Below are 20,392 nucleotides of genomic sequence, written 5' to 3'. Positions count from 1 at the left end.
ATATGGAGGTAGGATTATGGGTAAATTAATGTCAGCGTATTTAATGCCGCACCCACCTATAATTGTTCATGAAGTGGGGAAAGGAGAAGAACACAAAATTCAAAAGACGATAGATTCCTTTGGTATAGCGGCAAGAAATATAAAAGACCAAAAACCAGATACAATAATTATTATCTCGCCACATGCATATGTCTTCAGTGATGCTGTTTCAATTGATTTGAGAGAAACAGTAGAAGGCGATTTAGGGCAATTTGGTGCTTACAACGTAAAGATGGAGTTTAAGACTGATTTATCATTAGCCAATGTCATAGTTAAAAATACAGAAATTGAAAAAATACCTATAGCAAAGATAGATGACAAAATGATAAGTAAATTTAAGCTTTCAAAAAAACTTGACCACGGATGCATCGTTCCATTGTATTTTGTAAAAAAACATTGCGAAAATTTTGAACTTATAAGAATGTCATATGGATTTTTGTCATTTGAAGATTTATATAATTTTGGCGTTCAAATAGGGAAGTCCATCAGAGAAAGCGATAGAAATGTCGTATTTATTGCAAGTGGTGATTTATCACACAAATTAACGCCAAATAGCCCTAATGGGTATACACCGAATGGAAAGGTTTTTGATGAAACACTATTAAATTTGCTAAGAGACATGAAAGTAAAAGAAATAATCAATATGGATAAAACATTGATAGAAGATGCTGCGGAATGTGGATTTAGATCTGTTTGCGTCATGTTGGGCGTGCTGGACGGTTACAAAGTCAAGGCAAATATTTTATCACATGAAGGTCCTTTTGGTGTTGGATACGGCGTAGCTGAATTCATTCCCGAAAGTTATACAGGTATAGGCTTATTAGATGAACTGTATAGGCTGAAAAGGGAAAGGATAGATAATATAAGGAAATCAGAGGATGTTTATGTAAAGCTAGCAAGAGAAAGCCTTGAGTATTATTTGAAAAACAACAGTATAATGGATGTACCGGATAATCTGCCAGATGAAATGAAAGAAAAGAAAGCAGGTGTATTTGTATCGCTTCATAAAGATGGTGAATTAAGGGGTTGCATAGGTACTGTATACCCTTTAAAGAATAATATAGCAGAGGAAATCATAAGAAATGCAGTAAGCGCTGGTACAGAAGATCCAAGGTTTTATCCTGTTGAGATAGATGAACTAGACGACATAGTGTATTCAGTTGATGTTTTGACAAAACCTGAGCCTGTAAAATCAAAAGATGATCTGGATGCAAAAAAGTACGGCGTAATCGTGAGAAGCGGTTATAAAAGCGGGCTTTTATTGCCAGACCTTGATGGTGTCGATACAGTAGATCAGCAGATATCTATTGCACTTAGAAAAGCTGGCATTGCACCAGATGAAAAGTATACTATTGAAAGATTTGAGGTTGTGAGGCATAAATGAAAGAAGCACTCTATTATGAAAAGATAGACAACGACAGTGTACACTGCTTATTATGTCCGCAAAATTGTATAATAAGTGATGGGAAATATGGCTTTTGCCGTGCTAGAAAAAATGAAGGTGGCAAGTTATATACTGAAAATTATGGCAAAATCACATCTCTTGCTGTGGATCCGATAGAAAAGAAACCTCTATATCATTTCATGCCCGGCAGTCATATACTATCTGCAGGTACATATGGCTGTAACCTTAGATGTCTGTTTTGTCAAAATTGGGAGATATCTCAACAAAGGTTGGAAGGGGAATACCTATCGCCAAGTAAATTGGTAGAAATCGCAAAAAAACAGCAAGGAAATGTAGGAATTGCATATACCTATAATGAACCATCGATCTGGTATGAATATGTGTTAGATTCTGCAAAAATTTCACATAAGGAAAGTCTTAAGAATGTACTAGTAACAAATGGATATATAAATATCGATCCTTTAAAAGAGCTCTTGCAATATATTGATGCAGTAAATATAGACGTAAAAGCTTTTTCTAATGAATATTATAAAAAAATATGTCATGGAAATCTGGAAAGCGTTTTGAAAGTTGTTGAAGAAGCTGTGTTAAACTGTCATGTAGAAATAACCACATTGGTGGTGACAGGAGAAAATGACGATTATAGTGAAATTGAAGAACTCTGCAAATGGGTATCGAACATAAACAAAGATATCCCTATACATTTTTCTAAGTATTTTCCTCGATATAAAATGAAAAATCCAGAAACACCAATAAAAGTGCTTGAAGATATTTATGTCATTGCAAAAAAGTATCTAAATTATGTATATTTAGGAAATGTATCCGGATTCGACAACAATACTTATTGCCCTGATTGTGGATATCTTTTGATTAAGAGAAGTGGCTATGTACATGTTGTAGGAATAGAAAATAATAAATGCGGTAAATGTGGGAAAAAATTTTATGGATATACATAAAGCTGATTGTATTATTTTAAAAGATTTCAGCAATTGAGATGCTTAAAATAAGTTATAATAAGTTATTAGTTGCATAATATAACTTATTGTAACTTATTTTTAATTTACAAATTAAACTAAATTAGTTAACAAAATTTAAATAAAAAAATTATGCATAAATATTGACATTGCATTTTGTTTAAAATATAATAAGTATGTAATAGTTGTAAAGGTTACTAATTATGGTTAAAGCACAGGTTAATTTTTGAAACACAAATGATGTTAGTGTTTGTTTTATAATTTATTAAGGTTAATTAAATGTAGAATATAACATAGCAAATCAAGTACAAAATTTATAAAATACATATCAAAACACAACTAGCAAATGTTTTAACAACATATCTTAATTATAAATTTTTCCTTAAAGATTGTTTTTTAGTTATTTTATTTACTTCTATTGTTTTAGATCGCTAGTGTTTTGACTTTTAATTTACAGAATTTAAATGGTGCATACGGTGTTGCTTTTTTGAGAATTAATTAAATTAACCAAAGCTTTGAAATATATAGAAAATTAGTTAATATTAGTAAGAAATAACAGATAAAAATGCAATGGTGTACGAACTTTTTCAATGAAAGTGAATAGTTTGTATTAAGGTATATAAGTTTTATTTATTAGGACATGAAAAGGATTAATTTTAAACTTATGCAAAAACAAATAAAAGATAATGACGTTATATCGCTTTTTATTGAATCAACTTTTGGGAGATTACATAAAGTATATCCCAAAATTAAAATAGCATACAAATCAATTCTTAAAAATGTTATCAAAGGGGAGGTGCTTATATTGTATGACTTAAAATTCTTTGACTTGTATACCTGACTAAAAGTTTTCTTGGATGAGGAGATGACGTGTACAAGTTAAAATAAAAAAGGGAGAGGGGTTTTTTATGAAGTTTAAAAAGCTAGTAAGCATTATACTTGTGTTTTTAATGGTATCACTGCTTATCGTCGGCTGTGGCAGTAATTCGAATGCAAATAAGTCATCCAGCAATGGGACAAAGACGACAACGACAACAGAAAATACTGTAAAACCTGGTGAGGCTACGCCTAGAAGTGAGACACTGTATATAAGCGGATTACAATGGGGACCTCCAACAACGTTTAATCCTTTAAGCCCGAGCCAGACTTCACTTCCATTGTCAGCTACAAGTATAGCCAGAGAACTTACATTTGAAACATTGTTTATGTACAATCAACTTGATGGAAAGATGTATCCACTTTTAGGCAAATCATACGCATTTTCATCTGATAGTACTGTATGTACAGTGACATTAAATCCCGATGCAAAGTGGAACGATGGTGAAAAAGTTACGGCAGATGATGTTGTGTATACTTTTGAGTTAGGTAAAAAATACCCTGTTTCATGGTCCAGCAACTGGAATTACCTTGACAGTGTTACTGCAAAGGACGATACTACTGTAGAATTTAAATTAAAGAGCGACAATAAGAATCCTTTAATGGTTGAAGAAGCACTTGAATCAGTATACATTTTGCCAAAACACGTTTGGATAAAGATAGAAGAAAAAGACAATAATGATTTTAGCAAAATTTCAAGTGAAGTAAATGCAAATCCTGTGGCATCAGGTCCATACAAAGTTTTCTATTATGATAATGCGAAAGTTGTCTTGATAAGAGACGACAACTATTGGGGCAAGGCACCTTCAATGTGGGGCAAATTGCCGGCACCAAAATATATAGTTCACAATATATTTAAAGACAATGCTGCTGGTGATACTGCTTTAAGGCAGAATCAAGTGGATGTTTCGCAGCAATTTACACCAAATATTCAGACATTTGGATCAAATATAAAGACTTATCTATCAAAACCTCCATACTATATGCCTGGTGTGATACCTTGGCTGGTTATAAATGTTACAAAGCCAGGGCTTGACAATGCAAACGTACGTCGTGCAATAGCAATGGCTATAGATTACGATAAGATCGCAAAAAATGCCATGAGCGGATATTCTGGGAAAATGTCTCCATCATTGATGCTGCCTCTTGATTCAGAGCAAAAACTTGTAGACCAAAGTCAATTAGCACCGCTTCAATGGAAATCTCATGATATTGATGGTGCCAATGCATTGCTTGATTCCATTGGTGCTAAGAAAGGACCAGACGGAATAAGGGTGTTAAACGGGCAGAAATTGTCGTTTAAAGTTGAGTGTCCAACTGGATGGTCTGACTGGAACGCAGCACTTGAAATTGTAGCCTCGTCTTGCAAAGAAATAGGTATAAACGTTCAAACATATTTCCCACAACAGTCTGTTTGGAACAATGATATGCAGACAGGTAATTTTGATATGGGCATGTACTCATATCAAGGTATAGGAATATCTTCTCCTTGGGCACGTGCATATCAGGGAATGAGCTCAAATGGGTATGCTCCTATAGGCCAGACAGCTTATTTCAACTATGGCCGCTATAAAAACTCTGAAGTAGATACTTTGTTGAATCAGATACCTAACATCACTGATGAAACACAGTTAAAAGACGCCTGGACAAAGCTTAATGAGATTTATTTAAAAGAGGTTCCAATGATTGGCTTGATGTACAGGCCTGCTGACTTCTACACTGTTAATACTTCTGTTTGGAGCGGTTTCCCTGTTGATGGCGACGGAACGAATATTCCTCCAAATATATGTATGGACGGCTATGGAATAGCAGCTTTATATAAGATTCATTCTTCTAAATAAAAAATAGAGGAGAGTTTAAAGTGAAAAGCTATAGAAGATATATGACAAGTAAAATGGTGTGGTACATCCTAACTTTTGTAGTAGCTCTGTTTTTGAATTTTCTTTTACCAAGGTTGATACCGGGTAACCCGGTATCAACAATTGTTTCAAAAATCACCAGCGGAATGGCAGATACAAATTCAATTAAGCGAGTTTATGAGACATTTGAGAAAGAATTTGGATTAAACAAGCCTATTTGGGAACAATTTTTCATATATGTTTCTAATCTTTTTCATGGAGATATGGGTACTTCTTTTGGACAGTATCCACGAAAAGTAACAGACATATTGGCAAGTTCAATCATGTGGACAATAGGACTTCAACTGCCTGCAATTATTGTAAGCTGGATTCTTGGCAATGTTTTGGGTGTTTTAGCAGCTTACATAAAGAAGGGCTTTGACAAGGTCTTATTTCCAGTTTTTCTATTTATAAGCTGCATACCGTCTTTTGGATTTGCTATTGTATTAGTGTGGCTATTTGCTGTCGTATTAAAGATTGCTCCAGCCAGCGGCGGGTATGCTTTCGACATGATACCGAGTCCTACAATTTCCTTTTTTCTTTCAGTAGTACAACATTATCAACTGCCTTTTTGGTCAATAGTTCTGGTGGGAATTGGTGGACAGTCTCTAGGTATGCGGGAGATGTCTATTTACGAATTAAATGCTGATTATGTCAAATATTGCCGATTATTGGGCCTTGAGGATTCAAAAATTGTAAGATACGTGTTTAGGAATGCTGTTCTTCCGCAAATAACCGGATTAGCACTTTCGCTAGGTACAATGGTTGGAGGTGCACTTATTACAGAGATCGTCTTTAGCTATCCTGGTTTAGGCTCAGTGCTTTTTAACGCCATTGCTGCACAGGATTTTCCTCTTATATCAGGATGTACTCTTTTAATCACTACAGGTGTTTTGATAGCTAATTTCGTGATAGATATTATTTATGGTTTGATAGATCCTAGAATTAAAGTTGCCCAACAGGAGTGATGAGATATGAAAAATAATTTCAGTATTATTTTCAAGTCAAGTAAGTTTAGGCTAGGATTTATAATTTTTGCTTTATTGTTATTGAGTGTGATTATTTTTCCAATTGTGAATAAGGAAGATCCTTTAAAAATGAATTATACAATGTTTCAAAAGCCGGGTCCTAATTTACCATTAGGAGCTGATAATTTCGGGAGAAATGAATTTGTAGAATTAATTGCAGGGGGGAAGACGTCGCTTATTATTGGGATTTTAGCTGGCGGAATCGCCACAGGAGTAGGGCTCATTTTAGGGCTTTTTGGTGGATATATAGGTGGTTTAGTTGATGATATACTGTCATCAATTACAAATATATTTCTCGTCATACCATCCTTTATTATATTAGTATTAATATCTGTCAGTATTAGTTCCAGATCGTATTTAACTACTGCACTAGTAATTGGATTTACTAGCTGGCCTTGGACTGCAAGAGCTGTGAGAGCACAAACGATATCATTAAGAAATCGGGATCATGTAAACCTTGCAAAAGTTTCAGGCTATAGTATACCAAAGATTGTTGCAACTGAAATATTGCCATATATAGCGTCATACGTTGGCATGGCATTTATTCTTCAAGTGGCATCCGGAATTCTTTCTGAAGCCACCATATCGATGCTAGGACTTGGACCGCAGAACACGGTAACACTGGGGCTAATGTTAAACTGGGCTACAATGTATGAAGCACAAATGAGTGGTGCTTGGTGGGCTTTTCTACCGCCTGTTCTAATGATTGCGTTGATTACTTTTTCGCTAAATTTGATGAACACAGGACTTGATCAAATTTTTAATCCACAAATAAGGAGTTAATAATTATGGCTGAAAAATTATTAGAAGTTAAAAATTTAAAAAGCGTCTATAAGACAAGATTTAATGAAAATATTACTGCAGTTGATGATGTATCATTTGATTTAGAAGATGGCAAGTGCTTGGGTATAGCAGGAGAGTCAGGATGTGGCAAATCTACATTAGCTATGAGCGTTATGGGATATTATTATCCTCCTCTTTTTTATGAGAGCGGTTCTGTTTGTATTGGAGGAGTTGATATTATAAAAATGTCCTATAATCAATTAAGGGAAAAAATACTCGGCAAGGAAATAGCGTATATACCGCAAGCTGCAATGAATGCATTAAACCCCACTCAAAGGATTATAAACTTGATTGAAGATGTGATGAAAGAACATGTATCAGGAATAACCAAAAATGAAATAAAGAAAATTGCGGAAGAGAGATTTGAAACTCTCAATTTGCCAAAAGATGTTCTTCAGAAATATCCGATTGAACTTTCTGGCGGAATGAAGCAGAGGACAGTTATAGCGATTTCCACAATATTAAATCCAAAGATTCTTATTGCAGATGAGCCGACATCAGCACTGGATGTTACGTCTCAAAAAATAGTGATAAAGCTTTTAAAAGATTTGATAAAGAGAGGATTTATAAAGGCGATGGTTTTTATAACACATGAACTGCCTCTTTTATACAATATCGCTGATGATATTATGGTTATGTATGCAGGTGAGATTGTTGAATCAGGAGAAGCAGATGAAGTTATTTTTGATCCAATTCATCCTTATTCTAATGGATTGATGAATTCAATAATTGTGCCAGAAAAGGGTATAAAAGGGAAAAAGCTGACGGTTATTCCCGGTGCTCCTCCTAATTTAAAATACAAATTGGAAGGATGTCGATTTTCTGATCGGTGTTTGTATGCTAAAGATGAATGTAAAATCAGCAAAGTAAATATGAAATATGTAAATAATAGCAGAAGTTATAGGTGCGTATTACGAGTAGATGAGCTTAAGGAGATGTATGAAAATGGCAAAAAGCGAGCTACTACTTAGTGGGAAAGATGTAACAAAGATATTTTCAAATAAAAAGAAAAAAATTATTGCTGTCGATCACGTAAATTTTGAGTTTAAGAGCGGTGAAATAATATCGATCGTTGGTGAGAGTGGAAGTGGGAAGACGACATTGGCTAAAATGATATTAGGATTGCTTAGCCCAACCAGTGGTGAAATTATCTTCAGAGATAGACCTATAGAATTGAAGACCAGAGAGAAGCGAATAGAGTATTGGAAAAATGTGCAGCCAATTTTTCAAGATCCATTTTCATCATTTAATATATTTAAAAAAGTCGACAATGTATTATCGGACTGCATAAAACTGCTTAATATCAAGCTAAAAAAAGACGAGAAGTACAAAAAGATTGAAGAAGCATGCAATTTTGTGAATTTAAGATTTGAAGAGATATATAATAAATACCCTTTTGAACTTTCTGGTGGTCAAATGCAGAGGCTTATGATTGCGCGTGTATTATTGATACGGCCAAGGCTTGTCATTGCCGATGAGCCTACATCAATGATTGATGCTTGTTCGAGGGCAAGCATACTTGATGCATTAATGAAGTTGCGAGACGAAACCGGGACAACAGTTGTGTTTATAACGCATGACATTGGCCTTGCTTACTATGTGTCTGACAAAATATACGTCATGAAAGAAGGACGATTTGTGGAAGAAGGCTTTCCTGACGATGTGATTTTAAATCCAACAGAAGAGTATACTAAACATCTAATAGGTGATGTCCCTAAAATAGAGAGCCGATGGGCATTATAAAACTTATGTATAAATAATACTTCTTTCCATTTTCTTCTTCATATTCAATTCATAATCGCCTTGCATTTGATTTCGCTTTATGCTATCTTGTTAAGATAGCATTATTTTTTAATCACAACATTATATATTTTAAAAAATATATGGTTTTGTGCTAAAATTATGATTAAGCGATGTTTTATAAAATTTACATTACGAAAGAAGTTGGTTTGTATGGATATAAATAACATAAAGATGGTTGGAATTGATCAAAGTATACCTATTGAAATTAGAGAGAAGGTGTCTTTTAATAGAGATATAGCTGATGTGCTCCAAGAATTAAAAAATGATGGGCTTGATGAAATAGTTATATTATCAACATGCCATAGGAGTGAAGTATATTTTTATTCAGAGAGCATAGGTCTCGAGGAGATAAAAAAATTTTATGTAGAGCATTTTAAGTTAGAAGATGACTTTAAACATTATCTTTATGGTATATCTGGCATAAAAGTTGTGGAACATATCTTTAGAGTTGCGTGTGGATTAGAGTCAATGGTTGTGGGTGAGGACCAGATATTGGGTCAGGTGAAAGATGCACTAAATATTTCACAAATTAATAAAGCCTCTGGCAAAATATTAAATAAACTTTTTAGGGATGCCATTACTCTTGGGAAAAAGGCTCGCACAGATACGGGTATAAAAAATTTTTCATCGTCTATAAGCCATATCGCTGTTAAGTTTATACAAGATGTATTTAAAGATATAAAGGGCAAAAAAGCTTTTGTTATCGGGACAGGTGAAATGGGCGAGATCGCTATAAAAAACCTTATTGCAAAAGGAGTCAATGTGTGTGTCTCAAACAGAACCCATTCAAGGGCTCAAAACCTAAAAGAGGAGATACCTGAAATAGATGTTGTGCCATATGAAGATAAGTATGAACAAATTGCAAAAAGCGATATAGTGATAAGTGCTACAAATGCACCACACTATACTGTTTGCTATGACAGATTTATAAATGTTTATGATGGAAAACGGATTTGCATGGTTGATATTGCACTTCCAAGAGACATAGATCCTAAAATTGCAGAAATTGATGGCGTAAGCTTATATACAATAGATGATCTTAGAAAAACTGCTGAAGAAAATAGAAAAAAGCGTATTGATGTTATTAAAGATATTGAGAAAATGATCTTCGATAAAAAAGCGGAGTTCAATGATTGGTTTAAGACGATAAAGATTGAACCATACATTAAAAAGGTAAACATTTATTCACACAACATATGCGATATAGAATTTGAGAGATTGGTAAACAAACTTGAGGGTGCAACAGAAAGAGATAAGGAAAATATTAGGATATCTTTAAAAAGAGTTGCAGACAAGATGTCGAATATGATGATATCACACATAAAGAAAGATGTTTTGATGAATGACGATATATCCTTTAATGAAGATCGAAGAGAGGAAAACATATGAAGAAGATTAGAGTTGGGACTAGATCAAGTGAGCTTGCTTTGACTCAGACACTTATAGTGATTAATGAAATAAAGAAGTATAAACCTAATATTGAATTTGAAATAGTAAAGATAAGTACAAAAGGCGACAGTGTATTAAATGCACCTTTAAGCGAGATAGGAGGCAAAGGTCTTTTTGTTAAAGAAATCGAAGATGCATTGATTAATAATGAGATTGACATGGCTGTTCACAGCATGAAAGATATGCCTTACGAAGTACCTAATGACCTTAAGCTTTTATCTGTATATAGAAGAGAAGATCCACGTGATGTTTTTATTTCAAGGAGTGAAAAATTTATTGACTTAAAAAATAATGCAAGAATTGGTACAAGCAGTTTAAGGCGAAGTGTCCAGCTTAAGAATTTGAGGCCAGATATTGAGATAGTACCCATAAGAGGTAATATTGCCACGCGAATAAAGAAAATGCATGAGCTAAACTTAGATGGTATAGTATTGGCGGCATCTGGAATAAAACGGCTCGGCCTTGAAGACATGATAAAGGATTATTTTCCAGTTGATTTGATTGTTCCGGCACCGTGTCAGGGAATACTGGCTGTAGAGATTAGGAGGGATTTTGAAGAAGAATTTTTTGAAATTTATCCAATGCTACTTGATGCAAAAACTTTTTTTGAGTCGTCCGCTGAGAGAAAAATAATGAAGAAGTTTGGCGGAAATTGCAAGATACCATTAGGAATATATTCAGAATATAAAAGGAATGGGAATGATGATTTAATTACGGTGAGAGTATCATATTATAAAGATGGGAAACTTATAAAGGGTAGAGAAACAGGATTAATGAGGGATATAGATAAAATAGGTGATAGACTAGTTGAAAAAATTGGAGGTATATAATGGCAGGCTTTGTTTATTTAATAGGTGCGGGGCCTGGTGATATAGGTCTTATTACATTAAAGGCAATTGAAGCGATAAAAAAGGCAGATGTGATTGTATATGACAGATTGATAAATGACAGCATACTTGCAATGGCTAAAGATGGTACTGAGCTTATAGATGTTGGAAAGATGCCTGATTCACATAAAGTGCCACAATGGAGAATAAATGAGATTATTGCTGAAAAGGCTATGGAGGGCAAGTCGGTGGTGCGATTAAAAGGCGGCGATCCGTTTGTATTTGGAAGAGGCGGTGAAGAAGGGGAGTATCTTTACGATAAGGGCATACCGTTTGAAGTGATTCCGGGAATCACCTCTGCTATAGCTGTTTTGTCTTATGCAGGTATTCCTATTACACACAGGAATTTAAGTTCATCATTTCATGTTATAACAGGCCATGAATCTGACGGTAAAACTGAAAATCTCGATTGGAAAGTGATTGCTAAACTCAATGGTACTCTTGTATTTTTGATGGGTATGAAGAACATCGAATTTATAGTAAATAAACTGATTGAAAATGGTATGTCTAAAGATATTCCTGCTGCTGTAATAATGAATGGGACTACGCCGCATCAAAAGGTGGTAAAGGGCACTTTATCAGATATTGCAGAAAAGTCCCGCAATGAAGGTATGCACAATCCAGCAATAATTGTCATTGGAAAAGTTGTAAACATGAGTGAAAAGCTTGACTGGTTCGAAAAGAAACGACTTTTTGGAAAGAGAGTCCTTTTAACAAGGACATACGACTTAGCTATGAGTACTGTGGATGATTTAAAAGATAATGGGGCAGATGTCGTCATATGCCCAACTATAAAGGTAATTCCGGAAGTAGATAATGTATCAAAGCTTATTGATAATATTGAAAAATACGATTATATTATTTTCACAAGTGTAAATGGCGTCAACGTCTTTAAAAAAACTATCAATTTAAAGAAATTTGATTTAAGAAAATTGAATGGAGTAAAGATTGCAGCGATAGGCAGTAAGACATGTGAGGCTCTAAATAAAATATATATATATCCAGAGGTTGTGCCTGATGAATATACTTCTATAGCTTTAGCTGGTAAGCTTAAGAGTTATGCAAAAGGGAAAAGTGTGGCGATTTTGACTTCTGACATAGGTGGCGATATGCTTATAGACAATCTCAAAGATATCGCCTTTTTAGATAAGATTGTGGCGTATAAAAATACCCCAAATTATGAAATAAAAGATAAATTAACGAATGAGATTAAAAAGGGTATTGATATAGCAATATTTACAAGCACATCAACATTTAAATACATGTCTTTAATATTAGGAGATGATATATCTTTCTTAAAAAATGTAAAAATAGCTGCAATAGGACCTGTGACGAAAGAATCAATAGAAAGAAGTGGTTTTAAAGTTGATATAATGCCAAGCGTATATACGATGGAAGAATTAGTCAAAGATATAATAAAAAGTGAGGAATAAAAACCTTCACTTTTTATTTATTATTTATTGCCACAAAATTTCTTTTGCTGCTTCAAAGCTTGCTTCAATTGTTTTGTCAATATCTTCATCTGTATGTGCAGTGGAGAGGAAAAAAGTTTCATACTGAGATGGTGGCAAATAAATGCCTCTTTTTAACATAGCATTGAAATATTTTGCAAACATATCTGTGTTTGATTTAGTGGCTGTTTTAAAGTCGTAGACATCGCAGTCACTAAAAAACATGCACATCATGGTACCGACGCGATTTATTTTAACATCTATTCCATTTTGTTCCATGCTATTCTTCAAACCTTTGCACAGTCTGTCAGCTTTTTTGTCCAGTTCATCATAGATAGAAGGGTCTTCTGATAATACATTCAATGTTTCGTAACCGGCTACCATTGCTAGTGGATTGCCAGATAAGGTACCTGCTTGATAAACAGGGCCGTCGGGGGAGATCAACCTCATAATATCCTCTCTTCCACCATAAGCACCAACAGGCAAGCCACCTCCAATAATTTTTCCGAATGTGGTTATATCCGGATTAATACCGTATAGTCCTTGAGCACATGAAAAAGATACTCTAAATCCAGTCATAACCTCATCGAATATGAGAAGTGAACCATACGATTCTGTAACTTCTCGTAAAGTCTTCAAAAATCCCTCTTTTGGCGGAACAGTTCCCATGTTTCCTGCCACTGGCTCAACAATAACCGCGGCGATATTTTCTCCGTATTTTTTAAATATCTCGACTATCAAATCACTGTCATTGTACTTTGCTATTATCGTGTTTTTAGCTGTTTCATTTGTTACGCCTTTTGAATCAGGTGTCCCAAATGTAAGAGCACCGGACCCTGCCTTAATGAGAAGGCCATCTGAATGGCCGTGGTAGCACCCCTCAAATTTCACTATGATATCCCTTCCAGTATATCCACGGGCTAACCTTATAGCGCTCATTGTAGCCTCGGTGCCCGAATTTACCATCCTTATGACTTCAACTGATGGAACAGCGCTTTTTATTTTTTCGGCTAATTTGACTTCTATTTCAGTGCAAGCTCCGAAACTTGTGCCATTTTCCAACTGATTTTTTAAAGCATTGACTATGCGAGTATTACAATGACCCAGTATAAGTGGGCCCCACGAGAGAACATAATCTATATACGTGTTTCCATCTACATCTTCTATATGGCTGCCATATCCTCTTTTTATAAACGGTGGATTTATTCCAACAGATTTAAACGCTCTTACAGGGCTATTTACACCGCCAGGCATAAGTTTTTTAGCTTTATCAAAAAGTTTTTTCGATATTTCGTGATTCATCATTTATCATCCCTTTTTAAAAGATTGCTTTTTCTTATTATATCATCGTATAATTTGATTTTTTCGTCAAGCGACATAGACGATGACTTAAGTTTAACTCTTGTGCTGCTTAGTTCGGATATTAGACCGCAAAATTCCTCTACAATTACATTTTCGAGCATTTCCCTTATTCTTCTTGACAATAAGGGACTTTTGCCATTTGTTGATATTGATATAGTAAGATCACCTCTTCTTATAACAGACGGGGTTATAAATGTTGAAAGCTCTTTATCATCAACGACATTTACAGGTATATTGTTATCTATGCATTCTTTTGATATTTCTTTGTTAAGCATTTTGTCATTGGTTGCAACAATTACTAAATTGTAATTTTGAACGTCGTTCTTTTGGTATTTTCGATCTATTAATTCTATTCTGTTGTTTTTAGACAGTTCCCAAATATCTTTGATGAATTTGGGTGCTATAGCTGTAACAGTGCCACCAAATTCAAGTAAAGACAATATCTTTCTATATGCTACATTACCACCACCGATTACAAGGCATTTTTTATTTGTGATATTTAACATTATAGGATAGTAAGCCATTTTGCAACATCCTTAGCAAAGTACGTTATTATGATATCGGCGCCTGCTCTTTTTATTCCTGTCAAAGATTCTAAAACTGTAGATTTTTCGTTTATATAGCCCATCTGAGATGCGGCTTTTATCATTGAGTATTCACCGCTTACGTTGTATGCTGCGATAGGGACATTGAATGTGTCTTTTGCTCTTCTTATTATATCAAGATACGGCAGTGCAGGTTTAACCATTATTATGTCAGCACCTTCGTCTATGTCAAGTGAAATTTCTCTTAAAGCTTCGTCAGAGTTTGCAGGATCCATTTGGTATGACTTCCTATCTCCAAATTGAGGTGCTGAATTGGCTGCTTCTCTGAAAGGACCATAGAATGCCGATGCATATTTAGCGCTGTAGGATATTATTGGCGTATTTACATAACCATTTTCATCTAAGATATTTCTTATTGCTTTTATGCGTCCATCCATCATGTCTGATGGGGCTACAATGTCTGCACCTGCCTTGACGTGTGACAATGCTATTTTTGCGATGTATGAAACTGTCTCGTCATTTTGTACATAGCCGTTCCTTATAATTCCACAATGCCCGTGGCTTGTATACTCGCACATACATACATCAGTTATGACAATCATTTGCGGAATTGACTCCTTTATAGATTTTACAGCTTTTTGTACGATCCCATCATCATCATATGCTTCAGAACCTAATTCATCTTTCTTTGATGGTATGCCAAAAAGCAGGACGGCTGGTATTTTTAAATCATATACTTCTTTGACCTCTTTTACAAGGTTATCTACAGAATAACGATAGACTCCAGGCATTACATCAATTTCTTCTTTTATATTTTCACCGGGCACAACAAACATAGGATATATCAAATCATCTACGCTTATAGACGTTTCCTTTACCATTCTTCTTATAACTTCATTTGCTCTAAGCCTCCTAGGCCTTTTTAGTAATTCCATAGCGACACCTCTTTAAAAATTATTTATGAAATAATTATAGCACTTTTTGATATATATGAGAAAAATTTATCAAAATTAAATTTAAAAGTTCAAATAAAATTTGATTGACATTACTTAAGCGATGTGTTAAATTATAAAAAAGAAATCCATAAATTCATATCTATTTACTATGAATTAAAGGAGGATAAAATGATTTTCAATGATGATTTAATAAAAACATTAAAAGATGGTGGATTTATTAAACAAAAGCAAAAAGATTACTATTCAATAAGAATAAGAGTGGTCGCCGGCAATATTACCGCTGAACAGATGAGAAAAGTATCTGAACTTGCTGAAAAATACGGTAGGGGATATGTTACATTTACAGTAAGGCTCGGTATAGAGATTCCATGGGTTCACTATTCCAAATTACAAGAGGTAAAAGAAGAAGTTGAGAGAATTGGACTTGCAATGGCTGGCTGTGGACCAAGAGTAAGACCGATTGTAGCCTGCAAAGGTACTATTTGCCCATATGGATTAATTGATACGCAAGGTTTAGCAAAAAAACTCGATGACGAGTTCTTTCCAACACCTGGTTTCCCTCATAAATTTAAGATGGGAATTTCAGGTTGCCCTAATAATTGTACGAAACCTCAATTTAATGATATCGGATTTCAAGGGCAGGTAGAGCCTGAACTTAGTGAGGATTTATGCACAGGTTGCGGACTATGCGCAGACGTCTGTGACGTGAAAGCAATTACGATTAAAGACAATTTAGCCAGAAGAGACGATGATAAATGTATTTATTGCGGTTCATGCATTAGAGTGTGCCCAATGGATGCATGGAAGAGAAAAAGAAACGGCGTAGCAGTTTTTGTGGGCGGCAAGTTTGGCAAAAAGTACAACTTTGGGTACCATATTGCAGACCTTGTTGATGTAGAAAAAATACCAAACATTATTGAGAAAACAATGAATTTTTACAAAAGCAATGGGATCAGCAAAGAAAGGCTTTATGACACAATAAATAGAATTGGACTTGAAAATTTCAAAAAAGAAATTTTAGAAGATGAAAATATAAAGTGAGGGTGTTACTATGAATATCAAAGTAAATGGCAATGATCAAAAAATTGACAGAGAGTATACTGTAAAGGAATTGTTAGATGTATTAAATGTTAAAATGAAAGAATATGTAACGGTTCAGCTTAACGATGAAATATTGTCAAGAGATGATTTTGATAAAATAATTGTAAAAGACGGAGATACAGTTGAATTCCTTTATTACATGGGAGGAGGAAGTAGATGAATTTTTCTAATGAACAGTTAGAAAGGTATTCACGTCATATTATATTAAAAGAAGTTGGTGCAAAGGGGCAGCAAAAAATATTAAATTCAAAAGTTTTGATAGTAGGGACAGGTGGCCTTGGAGCGCCAGCAGCTATGTACCTTGCGGCAGCAGGTGTTGGAACTATAGGATTAGTAGATTATGATAAGGTGGATTTATCAAACCTTCAAAGACAAATAATTCATAGAACTAAGGACATTGGCAAAGATAAAGTTATATCTGGTAAAGAGACAATCAACGAGATGAATCCTGATGTAAATGTAATAACATATCATGAGTGGATAAGCTCTAAAAACATAATTGACATCATAAATGATAAAGATTACGATTTTATAATTGATGGTACGGATAATTTCCCGGCAAAATTCTTAATAAATGATGCTTGTGTGCTTATAAAGAAACCTTTCTCACATGCCGGAATAATAAGATTTGAAGGTCAAACAATGACATATGTACCTGGTGAAGGACCATGTTATAGATGTGTTTTTCAAGATCCGCCGCCGAAGGATGCCGTTCCTACATGTAAACAGGCAGGAGTGCTTGGAGTCATGGGTGGGATAATTGGTACGATTCAGGCAACAGAAGCATTAAAATATATACTTGGAGTTGGTGAACTTTTAACAGGCTATTTATTGACATTTGATGCGTTAAAAATGGAATTCAGGAAAATAAAAATATCGAAGAGAAAGAGCTGTCAAGTTTGTGGTGTCCATCCTTCAATAAAAGAGTTGATAGATTATGCAGGGCTACAGTGCGATCTTAAGGAGGATCACAAATGATAATACTGTCAAGGAATGATTATGAAAAAATATTAAATCATGCAAAGAAAGAAAGTCCTATTGAGGCATGTGGTTTACTTGCAGGAATAGTAGATGGTGAAAAGAAATTTGTTAAGGAAGTTCGTTTACTGACTAATATAGATAGAAGTCCTGAGCACTTTTCAATGGATCCGAAAGAACAATTTGAGGCTTTGAAGCATTTCAGAGAAAACAAATTTGTGCTTATCGGGAATTTCCATAGCCACCCCCAATCACCGGCGAGACCTTCTGAAGAAGACAAAAGATTGGCATTTGATAGTAAACTCAGCTATTTAATATTGTCACTGATGGACAAAAAAAACCCTGTCTTAAAGAGTTTCATAATTGAGTATGGGAATAGCTATGAAGAAGATATTTTAATTGAAGATTAAAAATTTTGGAAAGGAAGTATAGTCATGAAAGATATAAAAGCTGACAGTTTTATAGATATAACTGATGTAGTATGCCCTATTACTTTTGTCAAAGCAAAGGTGGCTATAGAAGAATTAGAAGATGGGCAAATCCTTGAAGTAAGAATGAATGAAGGAGAGCCGATTAAGAACGTACCATCCAGCTTTAAAGATGAAGGACATAAAATATTAAATGTTATAAATAACCGAGATGGGACATATACGATATTTGTTAAAAAGGGAGGCCTTGTCAATGAGGTTTAATACAATGCTATTACATCTGAATTATGGACCTGATGAAAAGACTGGAGCCTCATTGACGCCTATATATCAATCTACATCATTTAGCCATTCAGCAGAGGAACTGGAGAATATATTTAAAGGCAGTGAATATGGCTTTACATATACGAGAATAAATAACCCAACTATTGAAGCTTTTGAAAGAAGGATTGCATCACTGGAAAGCGGAATAGGGGCAGTTGCATGCTCCTCAGGAATGGCTGCTATAACTTTAGCCATTTTAAATATCTTGAAGACTGGTGATGAAATACTATCTAGTTCAGGAATATTCGGTGGGACGTATGAACTATTTAAAGATTTTGAAAACTTTGGCATTACTGTAAAATTTGCAAAAGATAATTCGATAGACGCTTTTAAAGAATCTATAACTAATAATACAAAATTGATTTATATCGAAACCATTGGAAATCCTAAATTAGATGTTCCTGATATAAAAAGTCTTTCAGTTCTGGCACACGAAAATAAAATTCCTTTAATTGTGGATAATACTGTAACTACTCCATATTTAATTCGACCGATAGAAATGGGAGCAGACATCGTTATACATTCAACATCAAAATTTATAAATGGACATGGGAATTCTATTGGTGGAATTATAGTCGATTCTGGTAAATTTAATTGGGATTTTAATAAGTATTCAATGTTGAAAAAGTTTGAAAAATATGGGCAATTTGCTTATCTAGCAAAGCTTAGAAAAGGCCTATTTAGAAATATTGGTGCGTGTATGTCTCCATTTAATGCATATCTTAACAATTTGGGTTTAGAAACGCTTGGAATAAGGATGGAGAGGCTATGCCAGAATGCTTATGAATTAGCTGTTTTTTTGAAGGAATTTGATAAAGTACTATCAGTTAACTATCCGGGGCTTAAAGAAAGCCCATTTCATGATATTGCAAAAAGACAGTTTGGTGATAAATTTGGTGCGATATTGACAATTCGTGTAGGTTCTAAAGAAAAAGCTTATAAAATGATTAACTCTTTAAAGTATGCAACAAATATCACAAATATAGGTGATACACGTACGCTTATAATTCATCCATCATCTACGATTTTTGCCGAAAGCAGTGATGAGGAAAAAAAGTTCATGGGAGTATTTGACGATTTAATAAGAATTTGTGTTGGGCTGGAAGATATAGAAGATTTAAAAGAAGATTTTAAGCAGGCTATTGATAGACTATAATTTTATTTTTATACAAATTATAAGTAATTTGATATGCTTACTTATAATTAAATTGCTACGGTGAGGTGTTAATATGGATCGTTTAGATATGTTGGAAGCTCAAAGTATATACACATTAAGAGAGGCTTATAAAAGCTTTGGAAAACTCGGTATGTTGTGGTCGATTGGGAAAGATTCTACAGTAATGATGTGGCTTGCTAAAAAAGCTTTTTTTGGACATTGCCCGTTTCCTTTTATTCATATAGATACGACATATAAAATACCCGAAATGATAAGATTTAGAGATAAGATTGCAAAGGAGTATAATCTCGACCTTATCGTCTACACAAACTGGGATGCTATAAATAATGGCATGGGTCCAGAAAAAGGCAGATTAGTTTGTTGTAAGGCACTAAAAACAGATGCATTGCAGCATGTGATAGATAAGTATAAATTTGAAGGATTGATTGTAGGTGTGAGAAGGGATGAAGAAGGTTCAAGATCAAAAGAAAGGATTTTTAGTGAACGAAATAAAGAGTCTGAGTGGAATTACACAAACCAGCCTCCAGAGCTTTGGGATCAGTTTAAGACAGATTTTCCAAAAGGTAACCATATCAGGGTACATCCTATATTAAACTGGACTGAATTAGATATTTGGGAATATATAAAGAGGGAAAATATACCGGTTGTGGATTTGTATTTTGCAAAGAATGGTAAAAGGTATAGAAGTCTTGGATGTGCACAATGTACAGGACAAATAGATTCAAATGCCTCAACAGTTGATGAAATTATAGAGGAATTAAAGCACACAAATATAAATGAACGTGCTGGCAGAGCACAGGACAAAGAAGACGCATATGCTATGCAAAAACTGAGGAAAGATGGTTATATGTAAAAGGAGGAAAAATAC

At 34.4% G+C, this 20,392-nt stretch carries 20 protein-coding genes; 17 read left to right on the top strand and 3 right to left on the bottom strand.

Annotation, left to right across the window (positions count from 1 at the left end; genetic code table 11):
* The first annotated feature begins 16 nt into the window (after positions 1-16).
* The 10 genes from amrA (at position 17) to cobA (ending at position 12,635) form a co-directional block, all read left to right on the top strand.
* Positions 17-1,423, top strand: coding sequence for an AmmeMemoRadiSam system protein A (amrA, locus tag TTHE_RS07990; protein WP_013298083.1), 1,407 nt, complete (start codon positions 17-19; stop codon positions 1,421-1,423).
* Entirely contained in the window at positions 1,420-2,400 is a 981-nt protein-coding gene (gene amrS / locus TTHE_RS07985) for an AmmeMemoRadiSam system radical SAM enzyme (protein WP_013298082.1), read from the top strand. Before amrA ends, amrS begins: the two co-directional genes overlap by 4 nt.
* A 926-nt stretch (positions 2,401-3,326) precedes the next feature.
* Positions 3,327-5,135 carry an ABC transporter substrate-binding protein gene (locus tag TTHE_RS07980; protein WP_013298081.1) on the top strand — a complete coding sequence of 603 codons (1,809 nt, stop codon included), beginning with the start codon at positions 3,327-3,329 and terminating at the stop codon, positions 5,133-5,135.
* A 20-nt stretch (positions 5,136-5,155) separates the two neighbouring features.
* Positions 5,156-6,160 (top strand): ABC transporter permease, encoded by a 1,005-nt coding sequence (locus tag TTHE_RS07975; protein ID WP_013298080.1) that lies wholly within the window; start codon positions 5,156-5,158, stop codon positions 6,158-6,160.
* A gap of 6 nt (positions 6,161-6,166) precedes the next feature.
* Positions 6,167-7,003, top strand: a complete 837-nt coding sequence (locus TTHE_RS07970; RefSeq protein ID WP_013298079.1) for an ABC transporter permease — start codon at positions 6,167-6,169, stop codon at positions 7,001-7,003.
* Positions 7,004-7,008: 5 nt separating this feature from the next.
* Positions 7,009-8,034 (top strand): ABC transporter ATP-binding protein, encoded by a 1,026-nt coding sequence (locus tag TTHE_RS07965; RefSeq protein WP_013298078.1) that lies wholly within the window; start codon positions 7,009-7,011, stop codon positions 8,032-8,034.
* The gene (locus TTHE_RS07960) at positions 8,009-8,806 is read left to right on the top strand and encodes an ABC transporter ATP-binding protein (protein ID WP_013298077.1); all 798 of its coding nucleotides are present in this window, start codon (positions 8,009-8,011) and stop codon (positions 8,804-8,806) included. Before TTHE_RS07965 ends, TTHE_RS07960 begins: the two co-directional genes overlap by 26 nt.
* A gap of 210 nt (positions 8,807-9,016) precedes the next feature.
* Positions 9,017-10,255 carry a glutamyl-tRNA reductase gene (gene hemA, locus TTHE_RS07955; protein WP_013298076.1) on the top strand — a complete coding sequence of 413 codons (1,239 nt, stop codon included), beginning with the start codon at positions 9,017-9,019 and terminating at the stop codon, positions 10,253-10,255.
* Entirely contained in the window at positions 10,252-11,145 is an 894-nt protein-coding gene (hemC, locus tag TTHE_RS07950) for a hydroxymethylbilane synthase (protein WP_013298075.1), read from the top strand. Before hemA ends, hemC begins: the two co-directional genes overlap by 4 nt.
* A complete protein-coding gene (gene cobA, locus TTHE_RS07945) occupies positions 11,145-12,635 on the top strand; it encodes a uroporphyrinogen-III C-methyltransferase (RefSeq protein WP_013298074.1) in 1,491 nt (496 codons plus the stop codon). The genes hemC and cobA overlap by 1 nt, the downstream gene beginning before the upstream one ends.
* 24 nt (positions 12,636-12,659) lie before the next feature.
* Here the strand turns inward: cobA and hemL are convergent, their stop codons facing one another.
* Genes hemL through hemB form a run of 3 tightly spaced genes read right to left on the bottom strand, consistent with a single transcriptional unit; the run spans position 12,660 to position 15,495 of the window.
* A complete protein-coding gene (gene hemL, locus TTHE_RS07940; protein ID WP_013298073.1) occupies positions 12,660-13,958 on the bottom strand; it encodes a glutamate-1-semialdehyde 2,1-aminomutase in 1,299 nt (432 codons plus the stop codon).
* Positions 13,955-14,539, bottom strand: a complete 585-nt coding sequence (locus tag TTHE_RS07935) for a precorrin-2 dehydrogenase/sirohydrochlorin ferrochelatase family protein (protein ID WP_013298072.1) — start codon at positions 14,537-14,539, stop codon at positions 13,955-13,957. The genes hemL and TTHE_RS07935 overlap by 4 nt, the downstream gene beginning before the upstream one ends.
* A complete protein-coding gene (hemB, locus tag TTHE_RS07930) occupies positions 14,521-15,495 on the bottom strand; it encodes a porphobilinogen synthase (protein WP_013298071.1) in 975 nt (324 codons plus the stop codon). The genes TTHE_RS07935 and hemB overlap by 19 nt, the downstream gene beginning before the upstream one ends.
* A 189-nt stretch (positions 15,496-15,684) precedes the next feature.
* Between hemB and TTHE_RS07925 the strand changes: the two genes are divergently transcribed.
* The 7 genes from TTHE_RS07925 (at position 15,685) to cysD (ending at position 20,377) form a co-directional block, all read left to right on the top strand.
* On the top strand, positions 15,685-16,557 hold the full coding sequence (locus tag TTHE_RS07925) for a 4Fe-4S binding protein (RefSeq protein WP_013298070.1): 873 nt from the start codon (positions 15,685-15,687) through the stop codon (positions 16,555-16,557).
* A gap of 10 nt (positions 16,558-16,567) precedes the next feature.
* Positions 16,568-16,777: a sulfur carrier protein ThiS gene (gene thiS, locus TTHE_RS07920; RefSeq protein ID WP_013298069.1), complete on the top strand. Its 210-nt coding sequence runs from the start codon at positions 16,568-16,570 to the stop codon at positions 16,775-16,777.
* Complete coding sequence (locus TTHE_RS07915; protein WP_013298068.1) at positions 16,774-17,595, top strand: HesA/MoeB/ThiF family protein; 822 nt, start codon at positions 16,774-16,776, stop codon at positions 17,593-17,595. The genes thiS and TTHE_RS07915 overlap by 4 nt, the downstream gene beginning before the upstream one ends.
* The gene (locus tag TTHE_RS07910; RefSeq protein WP_013298067.1) at positions 17,592-18,005 is read left to right on the top strand and encodes a M67 family metallopeptidase; all 414 of its coding nucleotides are present in this window, start codon (positions 17,592-17,594) and stop codon (positions 18,003-18,005) included. Before TTHE_RS07915 ends, TTHE_RS07910 begins: the two co-directional genes overlap by 4 nt.
* Before the next feature lie 24 nt (positions 18,006-18,029).
* Positions 18,030-18,287, top strand: coding sequence for a sulfurtransferase TusA family protein (locus TTHE_RS07905; protein WP_013298066.1), 258 nt, complete (start codon positions 18,030-18,032; stop codon positions 18,285-18,287).
* Positions 18,277-19,503 (top strand): O-acetylhomoserine aminocarboxypropyltransferase/cysteine synthase family protein, encoded by a 1,227-nt coding sequence (locus TTHE_RS07900; protein WP_013298065.1) that lies wholly within the window; start codon positions 18,277-18,279, stop codon positions 19,501-19,503. The genes TTHE_RS07905 and TTHE_RS07900 overlap by 11 nt, the downstream gene beginning before the upstream one ends.
* Positions 19,504-19,576: 73 nt before the next feature.
* Positions 19,577-20,377 carry a sulfate adenylyltransferase subunit CysD gene (gene cysD, locus TTHE_RS07895; protein WP_013298064.1) on the top strand — a complete coding sequence of 267 codons (801 nt, stop codon included), beginning with the start codon at positions 19,577-19,579 and terminating at the stop codon, positions 20,375-20,377.
* Positions 20,378-20,392: the final 15 nt, after the last annotated feature.

Source organism: Thermoanaerobacterium thermosaccharolyticum DSM 571 (assembly GCF_000145615.1).
Taxonomy (GTDB): domain Bacteria; phylum Bacillota; class Thermoanaerobacteria; order Thermoanaerobacterales; family Thermoanaerobacteraceae; genus Thermoanaerobacterium; species Thermoanaerobacterium thermosaccharolyticum.
This window is presented reverse-complemented; position numbering and strand designations above follow the sequence as displayed.

Coding starts and splice junctions, on each gene's coding strand:
- TTHE_RS07970 (WP_013298079.1), top strand. CDS start 6,167: ATGAAAAATAATTTCAGTATTATTTTCAAGTCAAGTAAGTTTAGGCTA.
- hemB (WP_013298071.1), bottom strand. CDS start 15,495: ATGGAATTACTAAAAAGGCCTAGGAGGCTTAGAGCAAATGAAGTTATA.
- hemC (WP_013298075.1), top strand. CDS start 10,252: ATGAAGAAGATTAGAGTTGGGACTAGATCAAGTGAGCTTGCTTTGACT.
- hemL (WP_013298073.1), bottom strand. CDS start 13,958: ATGATGAATCACGAAATATCGAAAAAACTTTTTGATAAAGCTAAAAAA.
- hemA (WP_013298076.1), top strand. CDS start 9,017: ATGGATATAAATAACATAAAGATGGTTGGAATTGATCAAAGTATACCT.
- cysD (WP_013298064.1), top strand. CDS start 19,577: ATGGATCGTTTAGATATGTTGGAAGCTCAAAGTATATACACATTAAGA.
- TTHE_RS07980 (WP_013298081.1), top strand. CDS start 3,327: ATGAAGTTTAAAAAGCTAGTAAGCATTATACTTGTGTTTTTAATGGTA.
- TTHE_RS07965 (WP_013298078.1), top strand. CDS start 7,009: ATGGCTGAAAAATTATTAGAAGTTAAAAATTTAAAAAGCGTCTATAAG.
- TTHE_RS07915 (WP_013298068.1), top strand. CDS start 16,774: ATGAATTTTTCTAATGAACAGTTAGAAAGGTATTCACGTCATATTATA.
- TTHE_RS07900 (WP_013298065.1), top strand. CDS start 18,277: ATGAGGTTTAATACAATGCTATTACATCTGAATTATGGACCTGATGAA.
- cobA (WP_013298074.1), top strand. CDS start 11,145: ATGGCAGGCTTTGTTTATTTAATAGGTGCGGGGCCTGGTGATATAGGT.
- amrA (WP_013298083.1), top strand. CDS start 17: ATGGGTAAATTAATGTCAGCGTATTTAATGCCGCACCCACCTATAATT.
- TTHE_RS07960 (WP_013298077.1), top strand. CDS start 8,009: ATGGCAAAAAGCGAGCTACTACTTAGTGGGAAAGATGTAACAAAGATA.
- TTHE_RS07935 (WP_013298072.1), bottom strand. CDS start 14,539: ATGGCTTACTATCCTATAATGTTAAATATCACAAATAAAAAATGCCTT.
- thiS (WP_013298069.1), top strand. CDS start 16,568: ATGAATATCAAAGTAAATGGCAATGATCAAAAAATTGACAGAGAGTAT.
- amrS (WP_013298082.1), top strand. CDS start 1,420: ATGAAAGAAGCACTCTATTATGAAAAGATAGACAACGACAGTGTACAC.
- TTHE_RS07905 (WP_013298066.1), top strand. CDS start 18,030: ATGAAAGATATAAAAGCTGACAGTTTTATAGATATAACTGATGTAGTA.
- TTHE_RS07910 (WP_013298067.1), top strand. CDS start 17,592: ATGATAATACTGTCAAGGAATGATTATGAAAAAATATTAAATCATGCA.
- TTHE_RS07925 (WP_013298070.1), top strand. CDS start 15,685: ATGATTTTCAATGATGATTTAATAAAAACATTAAAAGATGGTGGATTT.